The organism is Butyrivibrio hungatei DSM 14810 (genome assembly GCF_900143205.1).
GTDB classification, from domain to species: Bacteria; Bacillota; Clostridia; order Lachnospirales; family Lachnospiraceae; genus Butyrivibrio; species Butyrivibrio hungatei.
The window spans coordinates 1-24,431 of sequence record NZ_FRDH01000012.1 but is presented as its reverse complement, the minus strand read 5'-3'; the positions used below and the strand labels follow the sequence as shown (position 1 = coordinate 24,431).

At 39.2% G+C, this 24,431-nt stretch carries 23 protein-coding genes; all 23 read right to left on the bottom strand.

Annotated features, from left to right (window positions below; translation table 11 throughout):
- Nucleotides 1–47: 47 nt before the first annotated feature.
- Nucleotides 48–482, bottom strand: coding sequence for a TIGR02530 family flagellar biosynthesis protein (locus BUA02_RS13085; protein ID WP_071176156.1), 435 nt, complete (start codon nt 480–482; stop codon nt 48–50).
- 67 nt (nt 483–549) lie between these two features.
- Entirely contained in the window at nt 550–1,260 is a 711-nt protein-coding gene (locus tag BUA02_RS13080; RefSeq protein ID WP_072704924.1) for a flagellar hook capping FlgD N-terminal domain-containing protein, read from the bottom strand.
- 22 nt (nt 1,261–1,282) lie between these two features.
- Nucleotides 1,283–2,773 (bottom strand): flagellar hook-length control protein FliK, encoded by a 1,491-nt coding sequence (locus tag BUA02_RS13075; protein ID WP_072704922.1) that lies wholly within the window; start codon nt 2,771–2,773, stop codon nt 1,283–1,285.
- A 97-nt stretch (nt 2,774–2,870) separates the two neighbouring features.
- On the bottom strand, nt 2,871–3,809 hold the full coding sequence (locus BUA02_RS13070; protein ID WP_083572768.1) for a MotE family protein: 939 nt from the start codon (nt 3,807–3,809) through the stop codon (nt 2,871–2,873).
- Between the two features lie 2 nt (nt 3,810–3,811).
- Entirely contained in the window at nt 3,812–4,270 is a 459-nt protein-coding gene (locus tag BUA02_RS13065; RefSeq protein WP_072704919.1) for a flagellar export protein FliJ, read from the bottom strand.
- 3 nt (nt 4,271–4,273) lie between these two features.
- Nucleotides 4,274–5,632 (bottom strand): flagellar protein export ATPase FliI, encoded by a 1,359-nt coding sequence (gene fliI, locus BUA02_RS13060; protein ID WP_072704917.1) that lies wholly within the window; start codon nt 5,630–5,632, stop codon nt 4,274–4,276.
- Between the two features lie 12 nt (nt 5,633–5,644).
- Nucleotides 5,645–6,526, bottom strand: coding sequence for a FliH/SctL family protein (locus tag BUA02_RS13055; RefSeq protein WP_072704914.1), 882 nt, complete (start codon nt 6,524–6,526; stop codon nt 5,645–5,647).
- Nucleotides 6,519–7,556, bottom strand: a complete 1,038-nt coding sequence (gene fliG, locus BUA02_RS13050) for a flagellar motor switch protein FliG (RefSeq protein WP_071176162.1) — start codon at nt 7,554–7,556, stop codon at nt 6,519–6,521. The genes BUA02_RS13055 and fliG overlap by 8 nt, the downstream gene beginning before the upstream one ends.
- Before the next feature lie 24 nt (nt 7,557–7,580).
- Complete coding sequence (fliF, locus tag BUA02_RS13045; protein ID WP_072704911.1) at nt 7,581–9,200, bottom strand: flagellar basal-body MS-ring/collar protein FliF; 1,620 nt, start codon at nt 9,198–9,200, stop codon at nt 7,581–7,583.
- A 31-nt stretch (nt 9,201–9,231) separates the two neighbouring features.
- Nucleotides 9,232–9,576: a flagellar hook-basal body complex protein FliE gene (locus BUA02_RS13040; protein WP_071176164.1), complete on the bottom strand. Its 345-nt coding sequence runs from the start codon at nt 9,574–9,576 to the stop codon at nt 9,232–9,234.
- Between the two features lie 23 nt (nt 9,577–9,599).
- Nucleotides 9,600–10,049 (bottom strand): flagellar basal body rod protein FlgC, encoded by a 450-nt coding sequence (gene flgC, locus BUA02_RS13035; RefSeq protein WP_071176165.1) that lies wholly within the window; start codon nt 10,047–10,049, stop codon nt 9,600–9,602.
- Between the two features lie 15 nt (nt 10,050–10,064).
- Complete coding sequence (gene flgB, locus BUA02_RS13030; protein ID WP_071176166.1) at nt 10,065–10,457, bottom strand: flagellar basal body rod protein FlgB; 393 nt, start codon at nt 10,455–10,457, stop codon at nt 10,065–10,067.
- Nucleotides 10,458–10,664: 207 nt separating this feature from the next.
- Entirely contained in the window at nt 10,665–11,444 is a 780-nt protein-coding gene (gene codY, locus BUA02_RS13025; RefSeq protein ID WP_071176167.1) for a GTP-sensing pleiotropic transcriptional regulator CodY, read from the bottom strand.
- Nucleotides 11,445–11,579: 135 nt separating this feature from the next.
- Nucleotides 11,580–13,694, bottom strand: coding sequence for a type I DNA topoisomerase (gene topA, locus BUA02_RS13020; RefSeq protein ID WP_072704908.1), 2,115 nt, complete (start codon nt 13,692–13,694; stop codon nt 11,580–11,582).
- Nucleotides 13,695–13,826: 132 nt separating this feature from the next.
- Nucleotides 13,827–16,586 (bottom strand): FAD-dependent oxidoreductase, encoded by a 2,760-nt coding sequence (locus BUA02_RS13015; RefSeq protein ID WP_072705147.1) that lies wholly within the window; start codon nt 16,584–16,586, stop codon nt 13,827–13,829.
- A gap of 136 nt (nt 16,587–16,722) precedes the next feature.
- A complete protein-coding gene (locus BUA02_RS13010) occupies nt 16,723–17,067 on the bottom strand; it encodes a hydrogenase maturation nickel metallochaperone HypA (protein WP_071176169.1) in 345 nt (114 codons plus the stop codon).
- Nucleotides 17,068–17,186: 119 nt separating this feature from the next.
- The gene (gene hypB, locus BUA02_RS13005; protein WP_071176170.1) at nt 17,187–17,855 is read right to left on the bottom strand and encodes a hydrogenase nickel incorporation protein HypB; all 669 of its coding nucleotides are present in this window, start codon (nt 17,853–17,855) and stop codon (nt 17,187–17,189) included.
- Complete coding sequence (locus BUA02_RS13000) at nt 17,855–18,976, bottom strand: DUF5692 family protein (protein WP_072704905.1); 1,122 nt, start codon at nt 18,974–18,976, stop codon at nt 17,855–17,857. Before BUA02_RS13000 ends, hypB begins: the two co-directional genes overlap by 1 nt.
- A gap of 173 nt (nt 18,977–19,149) precedes the next feature.
- Nucleotides 19,150–20,565, bottom strand: a complete 1,416-nt coding sequence (hemZ, locus tag BUA02_RS12995) for a coproporphyrinogen dehydrogenase HemZ (RefSeq protein WP_072704902.1) — start codon at nt 20,563–20,565, stop codon at nt 19,150–19,152.
- A gap of 19 nt (nt 20,566–20,584) precedes the next feature.
- Complete coding sequence (locus BUA02_RS12990) at nt 20,585–21,247, bottom strand: MBL fold metallo-hydrolase (protein WP_072704899.1); 663 nt, start codon at nt 21,245–21,247, stop codon at nt 20,585–20,587.
- Entirely contained in the window at nt 21,247–23,526 is a 2,280-nt protein-coding gene (locus tag BUA02_RS12985) for a RelA/SpoT family protein (protein ID WP_072704896.1), read from the bottom strand. Before BUA02_RS12985 ends, BUA02_RS12990 begins: the two co-directional genes overlap by 1 nt.
- Before the next feature lie 6 nt (nt 23,527–23,532).
- Nucleotides 23,533–24,057, bottom strand: a complete 525-nt coding sequence (locus BUA02_RS12980) for an adenine phosphoribosyltransferase (protein ID WP_072704893.1) — start codon at nt 24,055–24,057, stop codon at nt 23,533–23,535.
- A 174-nt stretch (nt 24,058–24,231) separates the two neighbouring features.
- On the bottom strand, nt 24,232–24,431 hold a 200-nt coding region (locus BUA02_RS16025; RefSeq protein ID WP_207647721.1), incomplete at its 5' end, for a hypothetical protein.

The window sequence follows — 24,431 nt, the reverse complement described above, 5'->3', positions numbered from 1 at the left end:
TCCCTTCAATCGGTCGGGGATCAAATGATTTCCTGCAATAGGTCCAATCACGCAATCACTGCTCCGTCAATATTTGTAAAAACATTACTTTTATTTTCTGTCTGATCCATTGCTGTCACTACTGTATTGTTCGGTACATTAACTATGAAAGCCAGCTGATCGATAAGTATAAGGGAATCCTTGATACCTTTTTCTGAAGCTTCAATCTTTCCATGCTCAAGTCTAGCCATCTGCTCTTTAGTAAGTTCGATATTTCTATCGCTTAATCTGTTAACTGCATGCTTAGAAAACTTAAGACTTTCCGAACCAATATTATTATCGACAGATTCCTCAGCTTTTTTAAGGATGTTAGCAAAAGAATTTTCACCTACAGGCAGAGTTCCAGAAGGCTTGTTGATCACACTTCCAGCATTTACAGATCCTGTCTTAATCTGATTCTGCATCTGGCCTATTGATAAAAACTGTCTATCATCCATTATCATGACTGTCTTTCCTCCTTTCTTCTAAATTTTCCGCAGCACCCGGATCCTTCCGGGCGCCACGTATATTTTAAGTTGTTGCTTTAATAAGTGTTCTGTGATCATTTCCTCTAATATCATCAATTCTGTTAACGAACTGAAGAAGTGATGTCACATAATCCTTATTCATAAGGTTCTTAGCTTTTTCATCCATCTTGTTCATGTAGAAATCATACATAGTATCGATGGTTGATCCGTGCTCTTCCTCAGAAATAAGATTGAGGTTAGGAAGCTTATCAATAGCTTCCTGAAAGTCCTTAACTACTTCAAGGGCATCTGTGTAATCAGCTGAAAGAACTTCTGTTACATCATCAATATTGTAGTTTGTACCATTGATGCTAAGGTATGCTTTATTGCCGCTGTAAGTAACAAAGTCTACAACTCCCTGTACCTCTGAAGTCTTACCAGTGTCAGCATTTACCTGATTAACAGTTACTGTCTTACCTACCATCTCAGATGCTCTGGAAAGAGACATTGAATTAGCCATATTGTTAAGCTGTTCAACCTGAGTAAATGTAGCATACTGTGAAATGTATTCAGTATTTGACGTAGGCTCCATAGGATCCTGATATTTCATCTGAGCTACCAAGATCTTAAGAAAAGAATCTTTGTCATAGCCAGATGCTGTGTTCATATTCTTGCTTTCTTTTGACTTATCAAGATTCTGAACCTGTCCATCCTTTATGATAGCGCTTACTGAATTGTTATTTACTGCATTATTTACTGCATTAGTTTCTGCCATTTTGACCTCTTTTCATAAGCAATTAGGCGGTATAATCAACTGTATTACCATTTGCAGCCATCATTTGAGCTGTTATCTTGTCTGAATCATCAAGCGCTTCATCCTCAAGATCTGAAATAGATGAAAGATCGATACGTCTTGTATTCTTCTTACCTTTTCCAGTCTCTTCGTCGCTTCCCTGACGTTTATTCTGCTCGTCTAAGTTTCTTTCAAACTCGTGACTTGCAATCGTAACTTCAATTGATGTAACCTTGATTCCCTGTGCTTCGAATTTTTGCTGAAGCTGGATCATCTGGCTTTCTACTGCTTCTTTTACTATCTCATTTTGAGCTGTGAACTTAGCAACTATTCCGTCCTTGCTGCTTGTAAGCATTATGTTCACATTTCCAAGGCTTGCTGGATGAAGCTGAAGTTCCATCGTAGTCTCATCCTGTCCAGAAGAAATAGTAATTCTCTCTGTGATCTGCCTGATGATATCTGCCATCTGAGCTCTGTCAGTGTACTGCATCTCTTGAGCTGGCTCATTCATAGCAGCTTCAGTAATATTATTTAGTACCTGATTAAAAAGATTAGGAGCACCAGCTTCCTGATGGAAAGAACCTTTATTACTGTCATTTTGTGATCTTTCAGAAGTTTCTACAGGTCTGTTTTCCTCTGCTATACTTCTTTCGATCGTAACTTCAGGTCTTTCTGCTGATGTCTTATCAGACTGTAGTGCGGTCTTGTCCTTAAACAATTCATCTCCAGCTTCGTTTATGATAACCTCAGGCATCTTCTCAGTTTCTTTTGCAAGATGCTCTGTAAAATCGCCCTTAGTCTCATTTATTACGTTCTGAAGTTCTTCATCAGATAAGTCAAACTCATTCATAAGTTGACTTCTCATATCTTCCGCACCCTCTAAGAGGTCCTGCAATGAAGTATAGAGATCTGAATCTGTTAAAAGTTCAAGTGCCTTGTCCTGTCCGATAACTCGTGTTACGAGCTCCTGTAAATTCTGCGGGTCTAAAAGATCTGCCATCATTAGTCCCATTGCCTGCATCATGCCAAGTATCTCGTCCTCTGATACATCGAAGGCTTCTGCAATTTCAGATACAAGCTTTTTGCCATCTTCCTCAATGGCTTCCTGCAGCTTTTTATCTGCTTCCGTGCTGTCTGTTTCTTTTAATCCTGTAGCATTAGCTTTTTCTGCATTATCTGCATTATTACAAGCTTCAGAAAACTTTTTGATATCCTTATCACTAGGACTTCCATTTTCCTTTTCAGTCTTCCTTGTAGCATCATCAGAGATGTTTTTCTGATCTGCATCCTTAGGTAGCGCCTTATTGTCTTTTCCTGCATCATTTGCTCTTGTCTGCATCACGGTATCTGAAAACTGGTTCAGAATGTTGTCAAAGCTTGCAGATGCTTTCGACATGCCTTTGTTTGATTCTGCTACAGATGAAACATTAGTCGCTGCAGTACTTTGCGTCATGATTGGTAACAATGTACCAACCTGATTGGTTGTACTGCCCATCAAGATCCTCCTTTCTATTTTTAAGCATAAAAATACCGATATACTTCCAACTTGTATATCGGTATTTTTTATATTTTATTTATATCTATTTTGAAATTTATCCAGTAACTTTTGTGGATTTTTGTTCGAGAGATGTTGGCTCTAGAAGTTGTGTAAGCTTAGCTGCATTATCTTCCTTCATAGCAGCAAGGATATCTCCTCTGTTTTCAACGCTCATCTGGGCCAGGATCCTCGAAACAAGCTCAATCTGATTTTCTGCTACCATCTCATCAAAGATTGCTGCAGCTTTCTTGGCTTTCATTCCAGAATATGTTGTTGCAAAAGCTTTGATGGCCGCATCATCATATTCGCCCTGCACAACCTTTCTGTATATCTCAGCTGCATTATCAGGATCGATCATCTCATAATATGAAGCATAGGCAGAAGCATCCGGAGCATAATCGCCATAAACTATACTGTTATAGAAATTAGCTTTTTCTTCATAAAACTCTTTTTGCTGCTTTTCAAAAGGCTCAAGCCTTGCTACTTCAGTTTCAAGCTTTTCAATTGATGAAGCATAGCTGCTATTAAGTTCCATCTCTGACTGAAGAGCCTGTTCAAGTCTCTTGATATAGGCATTTGCTTCTTCCATGGAGTTAATGCCTGAAGCAGAACTCTCAGCATTACTAAAATCAACCGGTGTTTCAGAAGAATCCGTTGAAATACTTCCATCAGGAAGAATAATATTCACATAAGGAATATCCCTAAGAAGTGGAGCAAGGATCTCTGATCCAAAATGTCCAACATCAAGCTTTACTAAAAGAGCCATGATAGCAAGCCATATCAGAATAATAAGGAAAGTGATGATAAGAGTTGCAAGACCACCAGCATCGTCTCCATTGATCTCAGCAGTTCTTTCAGCAAATTCAGCTTCTTTTTCTTTCTGCTCTTTACGCTGTTCCCTTAGCTTTTTTCTATATTCTTTTTTCTCATCCGCAAGCTTTTTCTTGGCAGCTTTAGGATCATCCATAGGTGTCATCATGCTGTTATCAGCCATAATTAACCATTCTCCTGTCTTTTTTGTCCATAAGTAAAGCTAGTTCGCTGATCGTTTTCCTTAGCTTCTTCTTGCTTTTGTTCTTCAACAAATTCAGCATAAGCTCTGTCTCGTAGAGTTTCCTGCATCTTTCTTTCCTGCATGGCACGTGCAAGTTTTACTCTTACTTTTTCGACTTCTGCTTCATGTTTCTTAACTACTTTAGCCTGAGATGCTATCATAACATCCATCTGAGCAGTTGCGTATTGATTATCCAATATATCCTGAAGCCTCAAGCTATCTTCATTTCTAAGTTCTTCAGCTTCTTTTAGATAATTCGCTCTTCTGTAGATATATTCATCCAAAATATCAAGCTGTTTGTTAAGCTCTGACTGGGCAGCAGCAAATTCCATCTTGATCTGTCCCTCAGTTTTTTGCTTGATATTTAGAATGTTTTGCATCCTATAATTAAATCTAGCCATTTATCAGTCCCTAAAAATATCAATCAGGGTCTGCCTGATCTCTTCGAAACTAAATTTTTCATCAGTTTCCTGCATCAAAAACTCATTAACAGCATCGATCTTGGATACCGCATAGTCAATGTTCTTGTTGGCACCACTACGGTATGCTCCTATATTAATAAGGTCTTCAGCATCGTTATATGTTGCAAGCACGTTCTTAAGTTTGCCTGCAGCCTTCTTATGTTCTGGATCTGTAATAGCCGACATACACCTGGAGATGCTGGCAAGAACGTCAATCGCAGGATAATGATTTCTCTGAGCAAGCTTACGATTAAGAACAATATGACCATCCAGAATACCGCGGGCGGTATCTGTGATAGGCTCATTCATATCATCGCCATCAACAAGAACTGTATATAAGCCTGTGATAGACCCCTTTCTTGATCTTCCAGCTCTTTCTAAGAGTTTAGGCATCTCAGCATATACTGATGGCGGATATCCTCTAGAAACAGGTGGCTCACCACTAGCAAGTCCAATCTCTCTTTGAGCCATTGAAAAACGTGTAAGAGAATCCATCATCAAAAGAACATCTTTACCCTTATCTCGAAAGTACTCAGCTATTGAAGTTGCAGTCTTTGCAGCCTTAAGCCTCTCAAGTGCAGGCTTATCAGAAGTAGCACAAACCACAATAGACCTTCGCATACCTTCTTCGCCAAGGTCTCTCTCAATAAACTCTCTAACCTCTCTGCCTCGCTCTCCAATAAGAGCAATGACATTTATATCAGCCTGAGTATTTCTGGCAAACATTCCAAGTAGCGTTGACTTACCAACACCAGAACCTGCAAAAATACCAATTCTCTGACCTTTACCAACTGTAAGAAGTCCATCAACAGCCTTTACTCCAAGGGATAACACATCTGAAATAGGATCTCTTGTCATAGGATCTGGTGGCTGATTCTCTACAGAATATGCAACGCCGCCTTCAAGTGAAACGCCTTTACCAAAGTTTGTTCCATCGATCCTGCCAAGGCCATCCAGAGTCTTACCAAGAAGTCCCTCACCAACGTTTACTCTAAGAGGTGAATCAGTATTCTCAACAATTGAGCCATTACCTATTCCACTGGTATTTTCATATGGCATCAGCTGTACACGATTATCCTTAAAGCCAACAACCTCAGCCATAGCTGGCCTTGCGCTAAAGTCAGAAACTGAGTCGCTGTCTTTCTTTTTTGGATAAATAAGACAAATGTCACCAAGCTTAGCATCTGGTCCTGCTGACTCGATAGTTAAGCCGATAACATTTACAACCTTACCCCTCATTCGGTAAAATGGAGCACTCTTCATTTTTTTGTATTTCGATAGATCAATTGAAGAAACTAGCATTCCATCACCTGTTTATCTCTTCTTCCTATCAAAAGAAAGAAGTTTTAGCTTTCTACTGATCTCTGAAAGTTCAACTCCCAGACTGCAATCAAATACACCACTATCTGATTCGATCATGCATTCATTTTCTTTCAAAAGAGGATCTTCAATAATTTCCATTGTGGTGTTAGGCGAAGTGATGCAGGCATCAAGACTATCTCTTTCATCTATCACCTCATCATAGTCATCGGAAGAAACATGAACAATAAGATTATTTCCCGGTTCGATCCTTGATAAAGTACTCTTTAAAAGATGAAGGATAATAGCCTTATCCTCTCTAAGTTCAATTCCAAAAACATGCTCATAGATCTGAGTAAGAATATCAACCATTTCTGGCTCAAGCTCATCTACAAGCTGCTGATACTCTTTTTCAAGTCCTTCTCTTTGTTGCTCGATCTCAGCCTTTAAGCTTTCAGCTGCAGCAACGCCTTCCTGATATCCAGCATCGTAGCCTTCTCTTCTTCCCTGATCTATTGCGTTGTTACGAATAGTATCAGCTTGTTCGTTGGCTTCCTGAATGATAGCGTCAGCCTGTTCCTGAGCCTGTTGAATCTTAAAATCTATTTCAGCCTGCATAGCTTCCATGTCAAATTGAGGATCAGGACTTTGCATAGGCTCGATCACGCCCTGGTCTTCTGTAAGCTGATTAAGCTGTTCCATCTCAAGCCCAGGAATAAAGTCAACCGGCTCTTCACCTTCTTCAAAACCTTCTTCAGAAGCCATCTGAGCTCTTTGTCTCTTTAACTCCTGTTCCTGAAATGCTTCTATTTTTTTGTTCGCAAGTTCATTGCTATCAATGATCCTGGTTTCACCCTGATCAAAGCTCACAAAACCTGCTTTAAAAAGATTAGACAACTAACTCATCACCTCCACCTCTGGAGATTACGATCTCGCCAGCGTCCTCAAGCTTTCTGATGACGTTAACGATCTTCTGCTGAGCCTCTTCAACATCCTTCATACGAACAGGTCCCATGAAGTCCATATCTTCCTTGATCATAGCAGCAAGACGCTTTGACAAGTTGTTGAAGATTGCTGTCTGAACGTTCTCTGTAGCGCCCTTAAGAGCAAGGCCAAGGTCACTATTTTCAACTTCACGCAGCACTCTCTGAATAGATCTGTCGTCCAAAAGAAGAACATCTTCGAATACGAACATCTTCTTTCTGATCTCGTCTGCAAGCTCTGGCTCTTCGATCTCGAGAGTTTCCATAATGTGCTTCTCTGTTGCACGGTCTACAGTATTGAGGATCTCTACAACTGCGTCTACACCACCAACAATTGTGTAATCCTGATTTACAAGAGACGATAACTTTGATTCCAATACTTTCTCTACTTCCTTTATTGTATCCGGACTTGTACGGTCCATAGAAGCGATTCTCTTAGCAACATCTGCCTGCCTGTCAGGTGGAATAGCCGAGAGAATGAGCGCACTCTGTGAAGGTGACATATAGGACAATATAAGAGCAATAGTCTGAGGATGCTCGTCCTGAATGAAAGTAAGGAGCTGCGAAGGCTCAGTCTTACGAATAAACTCGAAAGGCTTAACCTGAAGTGAAGCAGTAAGCTTACTGATAACATCAAGAGCCTTATCCTCTCCAAGAGCTTTCTCAAGAAGTTCTTTGGCATAATTGATACCACCTTCAGCAATATACTGCTGTGCAAGGCAGACACCATAGAACTCTTCTAAGACCGCCTCTTTGATCTGAGAAGTTACACTTCTAGTGTTGGCGATCTCTAAAGTAAGCTCCTCAATTTCCTCATCCTTGAGATGCTTGAATATGGCGGATGATTTTTCTGGTCCAAGTGCGATCAGAAGAATTGCCGCTTTTTGAGTGCCTGTAAAACCCGCTGTTAACGGATTTCCTCCTGCAGAAACTTCAGTATCCATAATACTTCTAACTCCCTCATTAAATTATAGACCGTAGTCCTCGTTAAGCCAGTTGCGTAGTAGCGTAGCTGCAGCTTCTGGATTTTCATCAACAAACTTTTCAATAAGACGCTTGGTTTCTGAACCTGTATCCATCTCAATATCTTCAAGAGCTTCTTCTGGCTGAGACTCAAGCAATGATTCAACTGAAAGAGGCTCTGGCTCTTCCTCTTCCTCCTGAACCTTCTTGGTCCACATACTCCTGATGATAATGAATGCAAGAAGTCCAAGGATAACAAGGATAAGCAAGATCTGTAATACATCTGTAAGTGTTATAGCAGCGCCTGTTCTGTCAAAGAAGACATATTCAGTATATGCCGCCATTGCTACATTCTCTGCACTAATACCGGTTGCCTTAGAAACAACATTTATCATCTCTTCAGGAACTTCCAATGTAACAGGCTGAGCATTTGCAACTTTGTACTCATCCCAAGTCATATTATTGTTATCAGCGCTCTTATAATCTTCTTCTTTTACAACTACATAGTTGATAGCGGTAACAGATATAGAAGACTGATCATATTGAATAGCCCCCGGCTGATTTGTCTTAGTTGTAATCTCTTCGTTAGGAAGATAATCACGGGATTCCTCAGTAATACTTGATGTTGAATTCTGATTGTCCTGAGTAACATAAGTTGTTTCATCATCAGCGTTTGTATCAGTACCAGGAATACCGCTTATACCATTAACATTTTCTGCATTATATGTATCCTCATGGCTTAAAACACCCTGAGTCTGATCCTGTGCAGGAGTATAGTTATGAGTTGTCTTTTCTTCTTTAGAAAAATCCATAACAAGGTTACTTGCTACTTCAATATCATCATAAAGCTTCGTTCCAAGAAGTACCTTTTTTACTTCACTTTTTACAATCTGCTCTGCCTTAGCCTTTAATGATAGCTGTGAACTTGCAAGTCCTGAAGTTGTAGTCTCCTCACTTCCAGAGAAAAGCATATTACCGTTAGTGTCAAGAATAACGATATTCTCTGTGTTTTCATTACCAATCGCTACAGCAACTGCCTTTGCAAGAAAGGCTGCATTATCTTCTGAAAAATTCGCACCATCAGCTATATTCAAAAGGATCCAGGCTGATGCTTCTTCCTGATTACCAATAAGTGTTCCATCATTGTCAGGAATATTAAGCTGGACATTAGCACTCTTGATTGCTTCAAACTTTGAAATAAAATCCGATTCCAGTCTGCTTTCCAGATATAGGACGTATTTCTTTTGCTTATCAGATTCTGTAGTTGAAAAGCTGCCATCAGTAACATTATCAATACTATAGGCATATGACTGTATATCATTTGCACCCAAAAGAAGGCTGGCATCACCCTGATCCTTTTTTAGGACCCTGAATTCCAGACCATCATCTGACATTTTATAATTTACTGAATTTGAATCAAGAAGCTCTTTTATCTCTGAAGCTTCCTTTGTAGAATTGGCCGTAGCCAAAAGAACATACTGAGGCTGGTTCAAAATAGAAACCAATATAATGATGGTCAGCAGTATTACTGAACCGGCTCCAATGATCAGAGTCTTTTGTTTAGCAGTAAACTGATTCCACCAGTCGAGAACTTTTTGCCACAAGGCTTTAAGTTTATCAGCCATGCTCTCTCCCTCCCCAAAATCTTAAAACATATTAAATCTGCATCTGAGTAAGTTCTCTATATGCAGAAAGAACGCGGTCTCTTACAGCAACTGTATATTGAAGTGCTGTCTGAGCCTTCTGTATTGCTACAGAAAGATCATGAGTATTATCTGTCTGACCAAGAGCCCATTTAATCTCTTCATTCTCAGCGTCAGACAAGTATGCGTTAGTAGTATTTATATTTTCTACAGCCTGACCAAAGATAACAGAAAACGCCTGGTCATTTCCCTTTTGATCATCTCCAAGGACATTGTAAACTCTGCTATTAGTCTTTTCTGCACTTTTGATCGCGCCTGATGTAACATTCCTAAGTTGTGAAATATCAAGTGATGCCATTTATCATTCCTCCATAAAAACTATCAGCCGCCCTGACCAAGCTCGAGTCCTCTTGAAGCAATATTCTTGCTGGCATTAAATGCTGTAGCATTAGCTTCATAGGATCTGCTTGCATCTATAAGGTTAGTCATTTCTGTGACTGTATTAACGTTAGGATAAGTAACATATCCGTTAGCATCAGCATCAGGATGTGAAGGATCATATACAACGTTCATCTGTGTCCATGTATCATCCTGAACCTTAGTAACCTTAACACCTCTACCTGAATAATGATCAAGTCTTTCGTTAAGGATCCTTGAAAAAGGAGTCTGTGTACCTTTTTCTGCAAATGTAACTACCTTTCTGACATAAGGAGTTCCATCCTGAGTGCGAGTTGTATTGGCATTGGCAATATTCTCAGAAATGATATCCATTCTGAATCTCTGAGCTGTCATACCAGATGAATTTATGTTAAAAGAATCAAATATACTCATAATCTCCCTCCTTCATTAAGACTTCATAACGGACTGCAGGTTCTTAAATTCATTGTTAAGACCTGACATAAGTCCCTGATACTTGAGCTGGTTAGCTGCAAGTGTTACGTTCTCAGTATCGATGTCTACGTTATTCTTGTCTGTTCTATATGAAAAATTAGAATAGTCATTGATAACCCTTGGTTTCAAGTGCTTATCCTTAAGATCCCCGACCTTTTGATCCATGGTCTTGTATCTTGAATGTCCAAGCGCTCTTTCCAGTTCGTCCTCAAAATTAAGATCCTGTCTCTTGTATCCAGGAGTATCAACATTGGCTATATTATTTGCAATAACTTCATTTCTGGTCCAAGAAGCATCTGCAGCCTTATCCAGAACATTGATGTAATCAAAAGCATTACTGTTGATCATAGAAATCCTCCTTAAATGAGAACATAATAAGACCTATTATCTTATTATTAATAATAATATGATTTTTATTTGAAAAAAACAAGAAAAATATACTTCATATTGTGTTTTTATATTTTATTAACTACAACATGTATAAAAAATGAACGGATTTATCATAAACGATAAATCCGTTCATCAACATCCATCCTGCAATATAATACATTCTAGTTATAATTCCTGCTTTAACTTCTTGATCTCGTTAAAGACTACGTCATTAGTAACCTTGATGTAAGTTCCCTTCATGCCAGAGGATCTAGATTCAATTACACCTGCGCTCTCAAACTTTCTAAGAGCATTTACGATAACGCTTCTGGTAATTCCTACTCTGTCAGCGATCTTGCTGGCAACCAGAACTCCTTCCATTCCATCAAGCTCATCAAATATATGAATGATGGCCTGCATCTCAGAAAATGAAAGTGTACTGATAGCAGATTTAACAACTGCAAGCTTTCTGCTCTCCTCTGCATTCTCTTCATTTACTGCTCTTAGCATTTCAAGCCCAACCACTGTTGTTCCATACTCACAAAGAATTATGTCATCAATGTCATATGGAGTATCGGTCTTGTAAATAAATAATGTTCCTAATCTCTCACCTGCAATCTCAATAGGAGTAATGATTGCCTGAAATTTAGAACTGTCAATTCCTTCAAAACCAAGAGTTTCTAGATTAACATTTTCTTTTGTAGACAAAATCGTAAGTAATCTCTCATTAAGCATTGGATCAATAAATGATCCTACATTGTCTACAAGCAGATCACTTAATGATTCCACATTTGCACTTTCACCGATTCCGAGCACTTTACCTTTTTTACTGATAACGAACATGTTAGAAGATAAAATGTCACATAACACTCGGCAAATGTCATTGAATACAACCTTTCCAGAGTTACTGTTATGTAATAGTTTGCCAATCTTGCGGGTCTTATCTAGTAGTTGAACACTACTCATTTTTGTTCTCCTTTAAGATTATTTTGCATATTTAAACTATTGTTATCATAACATAAAAAAATAGGCGCTTCAAACGTTGAAGCGCCTACAATTATGAAAAAAGGCTTAAATTTTCTAAAAATTCTGATTTATTGTTCAGTCCTTATTTGAATCACTTGATTCCTTAGAACAGATATATCCGCACTGCTCATCTGAACAAACAAGTTTATTGCCCTTAGCAACCATTATAGATCCGCACTTAGGACATTTTTCCTTGGTTGGTCTAGCCCATGACATGTAATCACAATCTGGATTATCGATACAGCCATAGAATATACGTCCTTTTCTAGTACGCTTAAGAACTATATCCTTACCACACTTAGGACACTCTACTCCGATCTTCTCAAAGTACGGCTTGGTATTCTTACACTCAGGGAATCCAGGACAAGCAAGGAATTTGCCATGAGGTCCATACTTGATCACAAGATTTCTGCCACAATTTTCGCAGATCTCATCTGTAACCTCATCCTGAACAACAACCTTTTCCATGTCCTTCTCAGCTTCTTTGACAGCCTTATCAAGGTCTGGATAGAAGTTCTCTATAACAGTCTTCCACTTAACGTTACCATCAGCGATTCCATCAAGAAGAGCTTCCATGTTAGAAGTAAAGTTAACATCAACGATCTGAGGGAATGCTTCCACCATCATCTTGTTGACTGCCTGACCAAGCTCAGTGATAAAAATGCTCTTATTTTCCTTGGTGATGTAATGCCTTGCCAAAATTGTAGAAATTGTAGGAGCATAAGTACTTGGTCTGCCAATTCCTAAAGCTTCAAGATCATGAACCAGTGAAGCTTCTGTATAGTGAGGAGCTGGCTGAGTAAAATGCTGAGCACTATCAAAAGAATCAAAGGAAAGCTTTGTGTTTGTGTCCAGATTCTTCATGAGAACATTCTTTTCGATCTGGTCCTCATCATCTGTATAAACATTAAGGAATCCATCAAAAACAGTCTTAGATGCAGATACAGTAAATCTATGCTTGCCTGCATCGATCTTGACTGATGTTGTCTCATACTTGGCAGCAGCCATTCTGCTAGCCATGAATCTTCTCCAGATAAGCTGATAAAGTCTGAATTGATCTCTTGAAAGGAAATCTTTAACTTTAACTGGAGTATTATCAATATATGTTGGTCTTATAGCTTCGTGTGCATCCTGAATCTTGGCATCTGACTTTTTAGAAGATACATCTCCTGCAAGATACTCCTTGCCAAAATTCTGCTGGATATAATCATTTGCTGAAGCAACAGCCTCAGCTGACACTCTTGTAGAGTCAGTTCTAAGGTATGTAATAAGACCTACTGTTCCCTGACTTCCAAGATCTATTCCTTCATAGAGCTGCTGAGCAACTCTCATTGTCTTCTGTGTTGAGAAATTAAGTGCCTTAGACGCTTCCTGCTGAAGAGTTGAAGTAGTAAATGGCAGTGGAGCCTTCTTGGTTCTTTCACCCTTCTTCACATCTGAGATAACATACTTAGCATCCTTAAGTGAAAGGCAGATGCTGTCAAGTTCTTCCTTGGAACTTATCTCTTTCTTCTCATTGCCTTCACCATAATAATGAGCAACAAGCGGCTTCTTTTCTCCGGCCGCAGAAAGATTAACATCTAAAGTCCAATATTCCTTTGGAATAAATGAATCAATCTCTTCTTCTCTATCTGCAATTATCCTGAGTGCAACTGATTGAACTCTTCCTGCACTAAGACCTCTTTTGATCTTTGACCAAAGAAGCGGAGAAATACTATATCCAACCATTCTATCAAGAACACGTCTTGCCTGCTGAGCATCTACAAGGTTCATATCAATCTCTCTTGGATGCTTCATAGCTTCTTTTACTGCATTCTTGGTGATTTCATTAAAGGTTACTCTCTGAACCTTAGCATCAGCCTCTTTTAGCTTGAGCGCTGAAACAAGGTGCCATGAAATAGCTTCTCCCTCACGGTCCGGGTCGGTTGCAAGATACACTTTATCTGCTTTTTTGACCTGCTTACGAAGTTCAGCAAGTATATCTCCCTTTCCACGGATCGTAATATATTTAGGCTCAAAATCATGTTCCACGTCTACTCCCATCTGACTTCTAGGAAGATCTCTGACGTGTCCGTTGCTGGCTGCAACCTCATAGCCTGATCCTAAAAACTTCTTAATAGCTTTGACCTTTGTTGGAGACTCAACTATTAAGAGTGTATTTTTCTTGTTACTAGTTGTTTTAGTTGCCATTCGAAAACTAAATTTCCCCTTCATAAAAATTTGTTGTTAACATATTTCATATTAATATACATTTTTAAAGATTAAGTCAAGTGCCCCTTTTAAACACTTGACTTAATCTTAACATTTTAAATATTTAAATTTTTACTTTTTGTCCTTAGGAAGCCATGCTGTTTCCTCAGGTGTCTTCTTAACAAATGGTCTCTTGATAGCCTGCTTGATACCATTTGGAAGAATGTATTTAAGCTTATCCTCAGCTGTTCTCATTGTTGAACAATCTGGATTATCTCTTGTAAGCTTGATTGCGTCGAATTCACAACGTGTTGTGCAAAGTCCGCATCCTACGCACTTATTTGGATCGATGATTGAAGCACCGCATCCAAGACAACGAGAAGTCTCTTTCTTAACCTGTTCTTCTGTAAATACAAGCTTTGTATCACGGAATGAAAGCTTCTCGCCATCTTTCTTGGTATTTCCAGCAACCTGACGACCCACATGATCATAATCCTTAACGGAAATGTCATCTTTATCAAGCTCAATAAAGAAGTTAGGATCACGACCAATTGTAAGTGAAGAATGAGGCTGAACAAATCTATGGATAGACTCAGCTCCTTCTCTACCACATGCAATTGCGTCAATAGCAAATCTTGGTCCGTAGAACATATCTCCGCCAACGAAGATATCAGGAACTGTTGTCTGGAATGTGATCTTGTCAGCAACTGGTGCTGGACCTCTAAACTCTACATTCTCATCCTTTAAGAGGTCTCCCCAGATTGTAGCCTGTCCTACTGAAAGGATTACGTTTGAACAAGCAATTTCCATTGTCTCATTCTCATCGTACTTAGGATCAAATCTTCCCTCAGCATTCTTAACCTGAGTGCACTTCTTAAATACAATTCCTTTAACTTTGCCATTTTCTGTGAGGATCTCTTTTGGTCCCCATCCGCCCTTGAACTCAATTCCTTCAGACTCTGCAATTTCGATCTCTTCAGGAAGAGCTGGCATGATATCACGTGTTTCAAGTGATACCTGTGTGATCTTTGGTGATCCGCATCTGATGGCTGTACGGCTTACGTCAATAGCAACGTTACCACCGCCGATAACAACTGTATCACCAGAAAGCTTGTAGCTCTCATCATCAATTACAGCATGAAGAATATCTACGCCCTTGATAACGCCTTCAGCGTCCTCACCAGGAACGTTAACTCCACGGCCGCCCTGACATCCGATAGCAATATAGAATGCCTTGTAGCCTTCTTCACGAAGCTGTTTTAAGGTAATATCCTTACCTACTTCTACTCCAAGACGAATGTCTACGCCAAGTTCTCTGAGAACATCAACTTCAGCTTCTACAACATCTTTTTCCATAACGAATGAAGGAATTCCGTATGTTACCATTCCGCCTGGTTTCTTGTTCTTATCAAAAAGTGTTGGCTTGTATCCCTTAAGTGCAAGATAATATGCACAAGAGATACCAGCAGGTCCTGCACCAATGATAGCAACCTTCTCATCAAAGCCGCCATCAAGCTTAGGAATAACCTTTTCAGGAATATAGCGAGTATCAGACTTAAGATCACGCATAGCTACGAATTTCTTAACTTCATCGATAGCAATTGCCTGATCGATAGTTGCTCTTGTACAAGCATCCTCACATCTTCTGTTACATACATGTCCGCAAACTGCAGGAAGTGGATTGTATTTCTTGATAAGCGCAAGAGCTTCATCATATCTTCCCTGAGCAGCCATCTTAAGATAACCCTGAACAGGAATATGTGCAGGACAAGCCGTCTTACAAGGAGCTGTACCAGTCTTGTGAGTGTTGATCCTGTTAATATCTCTATAATCTTCTGTCCACATATCCTGTGACCACTTCTTCTGTGTTGGAAGAGGCATCTTAGGATAAACTACTTCACTACCATCTTTCTTACAAAGCTTCTGACCAAGTGTAGCCGCACCAGCTGGGCAAACCTCTACGCAACGTCCACATGCTACACAGTTATCCTTATCAACGTGAGCAACATAAGCTGAACGTGACATGTTAGGAGTATTGAAAAGCTGTGAAGTACGGAGTGCATAACATACATTAACGTTGCAGTTACAGATAGCAAAGATCTTGCGCTGTCCGTCAATATTTGTGATCTGATGCACAAATCCGTTATCTTCAGCCTTTTTAAAGATCTCAAGAGCTTCTTCCTTAGTGATGTAGTGACCATCTTTCTGAGTCTCAACGACATAGTCAGCCATATCACCAACAGCAATACACCATCCCTCTGGATCATCAGCGCAGCCCTGGTCAAATGTCTTTCTGGATCTTCTACATGAACAAGGAGAAGCTGCATACTTTCCTTCATAGTAATCAAGCCAGTAAGAGATCTTCTCAAGGTTGATTGCTTCACCCTGCATCTCAATAGCCTTCTCAACAGGGATTACATGCATACCTACACCAGCACCACCCATTGGTACCATATGTGTAAGTCCCTCAAGAGGAATACGGCTCATTCTCTCAAAGAATGGTCCTACTTCAGGATGTTTTTCAATAACATTATGATTCATGTTACCAAACTCAGCAGAACCAGGAACATACATAGGAAGTACATACTGCTTCTCATGCTTGTCATTTTCATAGTTCCATTCAATTACGCCGTTGTATGACATCTCATCAAGGTTTTTCTGAAGTTCTTCCTTTGAATACTCAGGGCAAAGAGCCGCAATCTCCTCAAAAGTCTTAGGTTTGCGCTTCTCCATCTTGAGAGCGATCTCACACTGAGCGTCAGTAATAAGATTATAAAGTCCCCAATATTCAGGGCTTTCTTTTGTGATCTTCTCAATGCCAAGTTTAATGTTTTTTCTATCCGTAACAGCCTTTGCAAATCTAGCAAGAGGCTCACGGAAAGGTGCATCCATATCCACCCACTCAGGAATGATACCAGCTCTAGGATCCTGTTTATTACGGTTAGGATCTAAGGAATATGGAGTGCTAAGATCATTCATATCAAATTTGTTCATATCCATCTCTCTACCATCATCTTTCTAAAATTAGTTATGTTGCCGCTATCTCTTTTATCAAAAACTCGTTGCCTTTTAAGAGATATGTATGCTCGCTGCCACAATATGGGCAGATCTTGCCATGTTCTACCGTGCTATATTCCTTCTTGCAATCCTCACAATAAGTAACAGCTGGAAGATTCTCAATAATAAGTTCTGAATCTTTCATGAGCTCTGTCTTAGCCGCAGCCCACTTCCAAGCATCTGTCAAAAAAGAAGGAACAACCCCGGAAACCTCACCAAGTTGCAAAGTCACTGAATGTATCTTGTGAATATCATTTTCCTTGCCAACCTCTGTAAGGTCATCAATTATGCGAAATACTACACCTAATTCATGCATACCTTTAACCTTTAAAGTAAAAAAACTGTTTTTAAATTTTCAGTTCCCATATAGGTCAGAAAAAGGCCGGGACGGTTAAATTTTTGCATATAATCGCCTGGCCTTTATCATTAGTCAATTTATCTAATGTTCTCTTCAATTTGAGCTGAAAGCCAATCAGCCCATTCCTGCATTCCCTCTCCTGTCTTAGCACAGATAGGAATGATCTTTGCTTTAGGATTTCTGAATAAGATATTTTCCTTACATTTCTCTAGATCAAAATCAAAATAAGGCATAACATCAATCTTATTTATCAAAACCACATCGCAAATAGAGAACATAAGAGGATACTTAAGTGGTTTGTCATGTCCTTCTGGAACAGAAAGAATCATTGCATTCTTGGTACTTCCAGTATCAAATTCTGCAGGACATACAAGATTTCCAACATTCTCCAATATAGCAAAATCGACATCACTTGTATCAAGCTCTTTGATACCCTGTCTTGTCATATCAGCATCAAGATGGCACATACCACCTGTATGAAGCTGAATAGCTTTGACTCCTGTAGCTGCAATAGTCTTGGCGTCAACATCTGAATCAATATCAGCTTCCATTACGCCAATCCTATACTTGTCCTTCAGAAGTTCAATAGTTCTCGTAAGTGTTGTTGTTTTTCCTGATCCAGGTGAAGACATAAGGTTCAAAAGAAATGTCTTACTCTCCTTAAGTTCCTTTCTGAGTTTCTCTGCATCAAGATCGTTACTTTCAAAGATACTTCTTTTTACTTCGATTACTCTAACATTATCCATTACTGTTCAGCGCGCTCCATTGCAAGCTGGAAGTCCTTAGTATCCTTGAATACCTCATGAGAATATGGACTCTTACCAAGCTTGACTGATCTCTTTATAATCTCAGCAATGCAGATCACATTAATGGCGATAGAGAGAATAGCAACAAATCCCTGCATTCTAGGGTCTGCTGTGATTCCCATTGAAGAAATGATCTCGCCAGCCTGTGCTGTTTTGCCTGCACCTGAATTATAAAGGTTAATTGCCTTTTCGTAAAGGTCCATTGTTGTAATACCAGCCTGAGTTGCACCGCCATATACTGAAGGAAGAGCTGCTGCAAATCTAGAACCAAGCTGGAAGAATGGAACAACCTGTGCCCACATGCACCAAATTGCAAGTGTATTAGCACGGTTCTGGATCCAAGCGCCCTTGTTCCAGAATGCATTTGCAAATGTAGGAGCAAGTAAAAGAGCTACACCACAATACCATGAATGTGTAGGAAGATTTAAATATGTATACTCAAAATTCCAAACATCATATGCAAGAATGAACCAAACTGTCATATCTGGCCAAAGCATATCTGCATGATTCTTATCCTTTGATGTATAAAGATGTACACAACCTGTCATACAGAAGATATTGATCATACCAGCGATAGCGTTAACAACGTTCCACCATCCACCGTAGATAAATACACCTTCGTTAGATGCCCACCAAGCACCACTTAAATTACCAGTAATGCTAAATGCAGCAAGAGCTGACTCCATATCAGATACATTCGCGATCATGATATTTGCAGCAACGATAGCCCATGGGAACCAGGCAAACCATTTTTCTTTGCCAATGCCCCATTTATATTTGATCATCATAAAGCCTACGCAACCGATATCAGCAGCATAAAGCTTGAAATAATGGAACCAACCATCCATATATGCAACGGTAGGATTTGCCTTTCCTCCGAACATACCAAGATGAGCAAGAATAAAGTAAATAGTTAAGATACATGGAATAACTACGAAAACAATCATTCCACCGAGTTTGGTCCTACGACCAATTTCATTCATAAGAATGAGTCCAACAAATACAAGAACCCAACCAACTAGTTGCATAGCTGCAGAGTTGCCATATAATTGGAATAACATAAGTGACCTCCTTTGATATACCATCAATATATCATGTTTTAATTTTTATACATCACTATTATAGCACATTGCACAATACCAAACAATAAATTATGTCTACACTAATGCAATGTGGGGCACCACTTTTTTCGAAGCGGTTTCCTTTATTCCGCATGGCGTCTACTTTTTAACGTTTAGTCGTAAAAGAGCTTTCTCTTACGATCGATCATTTCATCAATCTGATCCATATAGAGCCTTACATCTTTTACATTATCGCAGCGCTCAATCCTGCCGCCATAACCATAGACTCTTTTTGTAACAGTACCTGCACCAAGAGCAACGATTGACTGAACCTCTTCATTTATGAGGATATTATATATTCCAGCCTTCCCCTCTCTTGCATAACCGGTATTTTCAAAGTTACCACTTATGTTCTTTTGTCTATAGAGATAATATGGAGAAAGCCCCATCTTTAAAGCTCCATCAGAAGCAATCTTCATCATTTCTTCTGTGTTATTTATAGAATCAAGAACATTTTCAGATATCTCTCCCCTCATGGCCTTTTCATGAATGATCTCTGCAAGTTTTGAGCCTCTTTTAATAGCAAGGGAATGAACAGTAAGATCATCAGGAGAAAGCTTTTCTATTTCTGACATTGTATATGCCACGTCCCCAGCATCTTCGCCAGGAAGGCCAAGGATGATATCCATATTGATATTATCAAAGCCCTCTTCTCTTGCCATTTTGAAAGCATCTATAAGCTGCGCTACGTTATGTCTTCTACCAATAAGTCTTAGTGTCTCATCCTTCATTGTCTGAGGATTTACTGATATTCTGGTAACTCCCATCTCTTTCATGGCTATAAGTTTGTCCCTGGTGATGGAATCAGGTCTTCCGGATTCAACAGTAAGCTCTTTTACCTTGGAGGTATCAAGTTTTTCCTTAACATAGCCAAGAAGCCTTCTTATCTGGTGAGGCTCAAGCGTAGTTGGAGTGCCTCCACCAATATAGATAGTATCTAAAGTCTTACCTTTAAAGTTCTCAGCCACATAATCAATCTCTTTTTCTATGCAGCCAAGATAATCGTCTACTATCCCCGAAAAGGCACCTATTGGATAAGATGTAAAAGAGCAATAAAGACAAGTTGTAGGGCAAAAAGGAATTCCGATATAAAGACTATATCCATTCTTGTAATCTATATTTTTTAGGATTTCTTTTTCTCTATGTGCAATAGAAAGGCTAAGAGCAATCTTCTCATCAGAAACGCAGTACACATTCTTCATGTACTCAACTATTTCTTCATCACTCTTTCCTTCTTCCATGAGATTCATAACTATCCTTGTAGGTCTGATGCCAGTAAGGTTACCCCAAGGAAGCTTCTTTCCAGTCTTGTTAGAAAGATCCTCATATATGGATTTTTTTAATTCATTCTTTGTTTTTTCTACATCAATAAAGGATATTTCATCTTTATCTGAAATATCCTTCTCTTTCTCTGGAAAATCGCCTTTATTTCCTGGAAAAACTCTTATCTCTTCCTCAGGATAAAAAGCTTTATACAAAGAATGTATGTCATATGAATACTTATCAGTACCTGTGTAAATTACCTGCATTTCATCACCTTTATCATGCTCAAAATCTGCAAAAAGGATTATACATCATTTCATGCTTAATGGTTGTAATATCTCCATGTCCAGGATAAACAATCGTTTCTTCAGGAAGAATAAAGAGCTTATCATTTATTGAGCGAACAAGATCGCTTGTTGAACTAGTAGGAAAATCAGTTCGTCCAACAGATTCCTCAAAAAGAGTATCCCCACTTATAAGGATATGTCCTTCTTCAAAATAATAGCAGCAGCTTCCTGAAGTATGTCCAGGTGTAAAAATAAGTTTGCAGCTCATACCTGCAGCCTCTATAATATCTCCGTCTTTGTAGAGTTTATCAGGCATTACCTTTAAATGCATTCCAAAATCATTAGAAAGATTAAGATATGGATCATTACAAAGAGCCATTTCCTTTTCATAACAACCAACAGGAGCACCTGTTAATTTTTTTATCTCATCAACTCCGCCAATATGATCAAAATGACCATGTGTTAAAAGAATAAGATCTACCACAAGCCCATTTTCTGTAAGGGTATCGTAGATCTTTCTTCCTCTATCTGCAGGATCAAATAAGATCACATGCTTTGTCTTTTCATTATTACAGTCTGCTTCTTCTTTAAAAACAAAGTAGCAGTTTGTCCCCACCATACCTAAAGTCATACTGCCAACTGAAAGCACATTCTTCTCCATCAGCCTGTTGTCCTTTCGATGTCAATAACGCTATCAATCTGTCTGATCTTGTCAACAATCTCTCTAAGCTGATCTCTTGAAGATACCTGGAAAGATGTTTCCATTGTAGCAAGACCTTGTTTACTTGTTCTGGTATTCATAGAAATAATATCTATGTTCTTTTCAGTAAGCGCTCTTGAAACATCAGCAAGAAGGCCACTTCTGTTGTTAGCAAATATCTTGATTGTTGCAGCATACTTTCCGCCACTCTTAGAATCAGACTGCCATCTTGCTTCAATAAGTCTGGTCCTGTCTTCTTCCTGCATCTTAACTACATTGACGCAGTCTCTTCGGTGAATAGATACGCCTCTTCCTCTGGTAACAAATCCGCAAATATCATCACCTGGAACAGGGTTACAGCACTTGGAAAATCTAACTGCTACATCATGAACACCTTTTACGATAATAGCATTGTCTGATCCAGAAACCTGAGGTGTTATGTTAGATTCAGCAACAGCCGCAAGGACTTCTTCATCAGTTATGTTGCGCTTGTGCTCTTTGTCACTAAGTTCCAACATCTTATTGATGATCTGGCCTTCCTTAAGTCCGCCATGACCAACAGCAGCAAGAACAGCATTCCAATCGTGGAATCCATATTTCTTGATAACAATATTCTGGAATTCCGGCTTGGAAATAGAGAAAAGATCTATGCCTTTACTCTTACAATACTCAATAAGAAGATCTCTACCCTTAGCGATATTCTCCTCTTTGAGCTCATTTCTAAACCATTGATTTATCTTATTCTTGGTGGAAGTAGATTTGGCAATCGCAAGCCAGTCTCTACTAGGTCCACGTGAATTCTGAGAGGTAACGACTTCAATTCTGTCACCATTTTGAATCTTATAATCTATAGGAACAAGCTTACCATTTACCTTGGCACCGATCATCTTGTTACCTACAGCACTGTGAACACTGTAAGCAAAATCGATAGGTGTGGAACCTGCAGGAAGATTTTTAACTTCACCTGTTGGTGTAAAGCAATAAACGTCCTCAGAAAACAGGTTAAGGTCGCTTTTTAGCAGACTCATGAACTCCTGGTTGTCAGACATATCCTGTTGCCATTCAAGGATCTGACGGAGCCAGATAAGCTTTTCTTCTTCACCGGTTTCAGACTTTTTGCCATCAGATGCTTCTTTATACTTCCAATGGGCCGCAATACCGTATTCAGCAGCCCTATGCATGTCATAGGTTCTGATCTGTATCTCAAAAGGCTGACCTGTATGTCCTATCAGTGTTGTATGAAGGGACTGATACATATTTGGTTTTGGCATTGCGATATAATCCTTGAATCTGCCAGGAATAGGTTTGTACATCTCATGGATGATACCAAGAGCTGCATAGCAGTCCTTAACAGTACCAACTATTATTCTGATAGCAAAAAGATCATATATCTGATCAAGGGTCTTGTTCTGATTGCGCATTTTCTTGTAGATACTAAAGAAATGCTTGACCCTTCCATTAACATCGCCAACAATACCTGCATCAGAAATAGCCTTTCTGACATTTTCACAGATATCTTCTACGTATTTTTCTCTCTCGCTCTTTCTGGCTGCAACCTTTTCTACAAGATCGTAGTAAACATCAGGATTGAGGTACTTAAGTGACAGATCATCAAGTTCAACCTTGATCCTGCTGATACCAAGCCTGCCAGCAATAGGTGAATAAATATCAAGTGTTTCCTGTGCTATCCTTGACTGTTTCTCTGGAGGCATATGAGAAAGAGTTCTCATGTTATGAAGTCTATCGGCAAGTTTTATCAGAATAACCCTAATATCCTTTGCCATAGCAAGGAACATCTTACGCAGGTTCTGAGCCTGCATGTCGATCTGTTCCTGTGTCTTATTGGTATTATCAGTAGACAGCTGCAAATTGGTGAGTTTTGTAACACCATCTACCAAAAGAGCTACATCAGCCCCAAACTCTTTTTCTATTTCTTCTTTGGTCAAGATAGTATCTTCAACGACATCATGAAGAAGCCCTGCCGCAATGGTCTCTTTATCCATTTCAAGATCAGCAAGGATAATAGCCACGCAAAGAGGATGAATGATGTAAGGTTCACCAGATTTGCGCAGCTGATCTTTGTGGGCTTCAGCAGCTTGCTGATAAGCTTTTTCTATAAGAGAAATATCATCCGATGGATGATATTTCTTTACTCTTTCAATGAGTCCTTTATATAACTTATCAGGTGACTGAAACTCCTCAATAGCTTCAATTTTTCCGTCGTCGAAATTCTGAGGCATTAAATATTATTTCCCTTCGTAGCTAATTGCAGCATCAAGTCTATATTTGCTAAGTCTCTCTCTTCCCTTAAGTCCCTTAAGTTCCATAAGAACAAGGATTCCAGCAACTTCACCGCCAAGCTGCTCAACAAGCTTGATCATAGCTTCTATTGTACCACCTGTAGCCATAAGGTCATCTACTAAAAGTACCTTCTGTCCTGGCTTGATAGCGTCCTTATGAATCTCAAGAACTGCCTTACCATATTCAAGGTCATACTCAACCTGAATTGTCTCGCAAGGAAGCTTACCCTTCTTACGTACAGGTACAAGTGCCTTACCTCTCTGATAAGCGATAGGTGCACTGAAGATGAAGCCTCTTGACTCTGCGCCAAGAACAACATCAAAATCAAGGTCACTTACAAGTCTTGCCATCTCATCAATTGCAAGCTTGAATCCGTCTGGATCCTGAAGAACTGATGTGATGTCTCTAAACATTATTCCTTTCTCTGGAAAGTTAGGTATAGTTCTAACGTAATCTTTTAAATCTTTCATCGTTTTAATTTCCTCTCTAAAATAAAAAACAAAACTTCAACTTTAGATTATAGCACAAGACCCAATTTCTTAACAGAATTAATTGTTACCTTTCACAGTTTTGGGGTAGCCGCTGGCTGGTTCACTGGGGCCGCGCCCTGCCTCTGCCTAGTTCAGCTAAGTGGGGCCGCCAGCCTAAAGTTTGTTTTTGAGAATCTCTGAGGATTTTTCTATGTTCATGAGCGTTATATTTCTTACTTTAAATTCTGTTTTTGAAACACTGTCTGAGTCTTTGATGCCATTTTTGCTGTAAAGTTTTGTTTTGCCCTCATCAAAAAAACGATACTTTTCTATGTGCTCATGCAGCTTTTGTTTTAATACGCATGCTCTTGCTA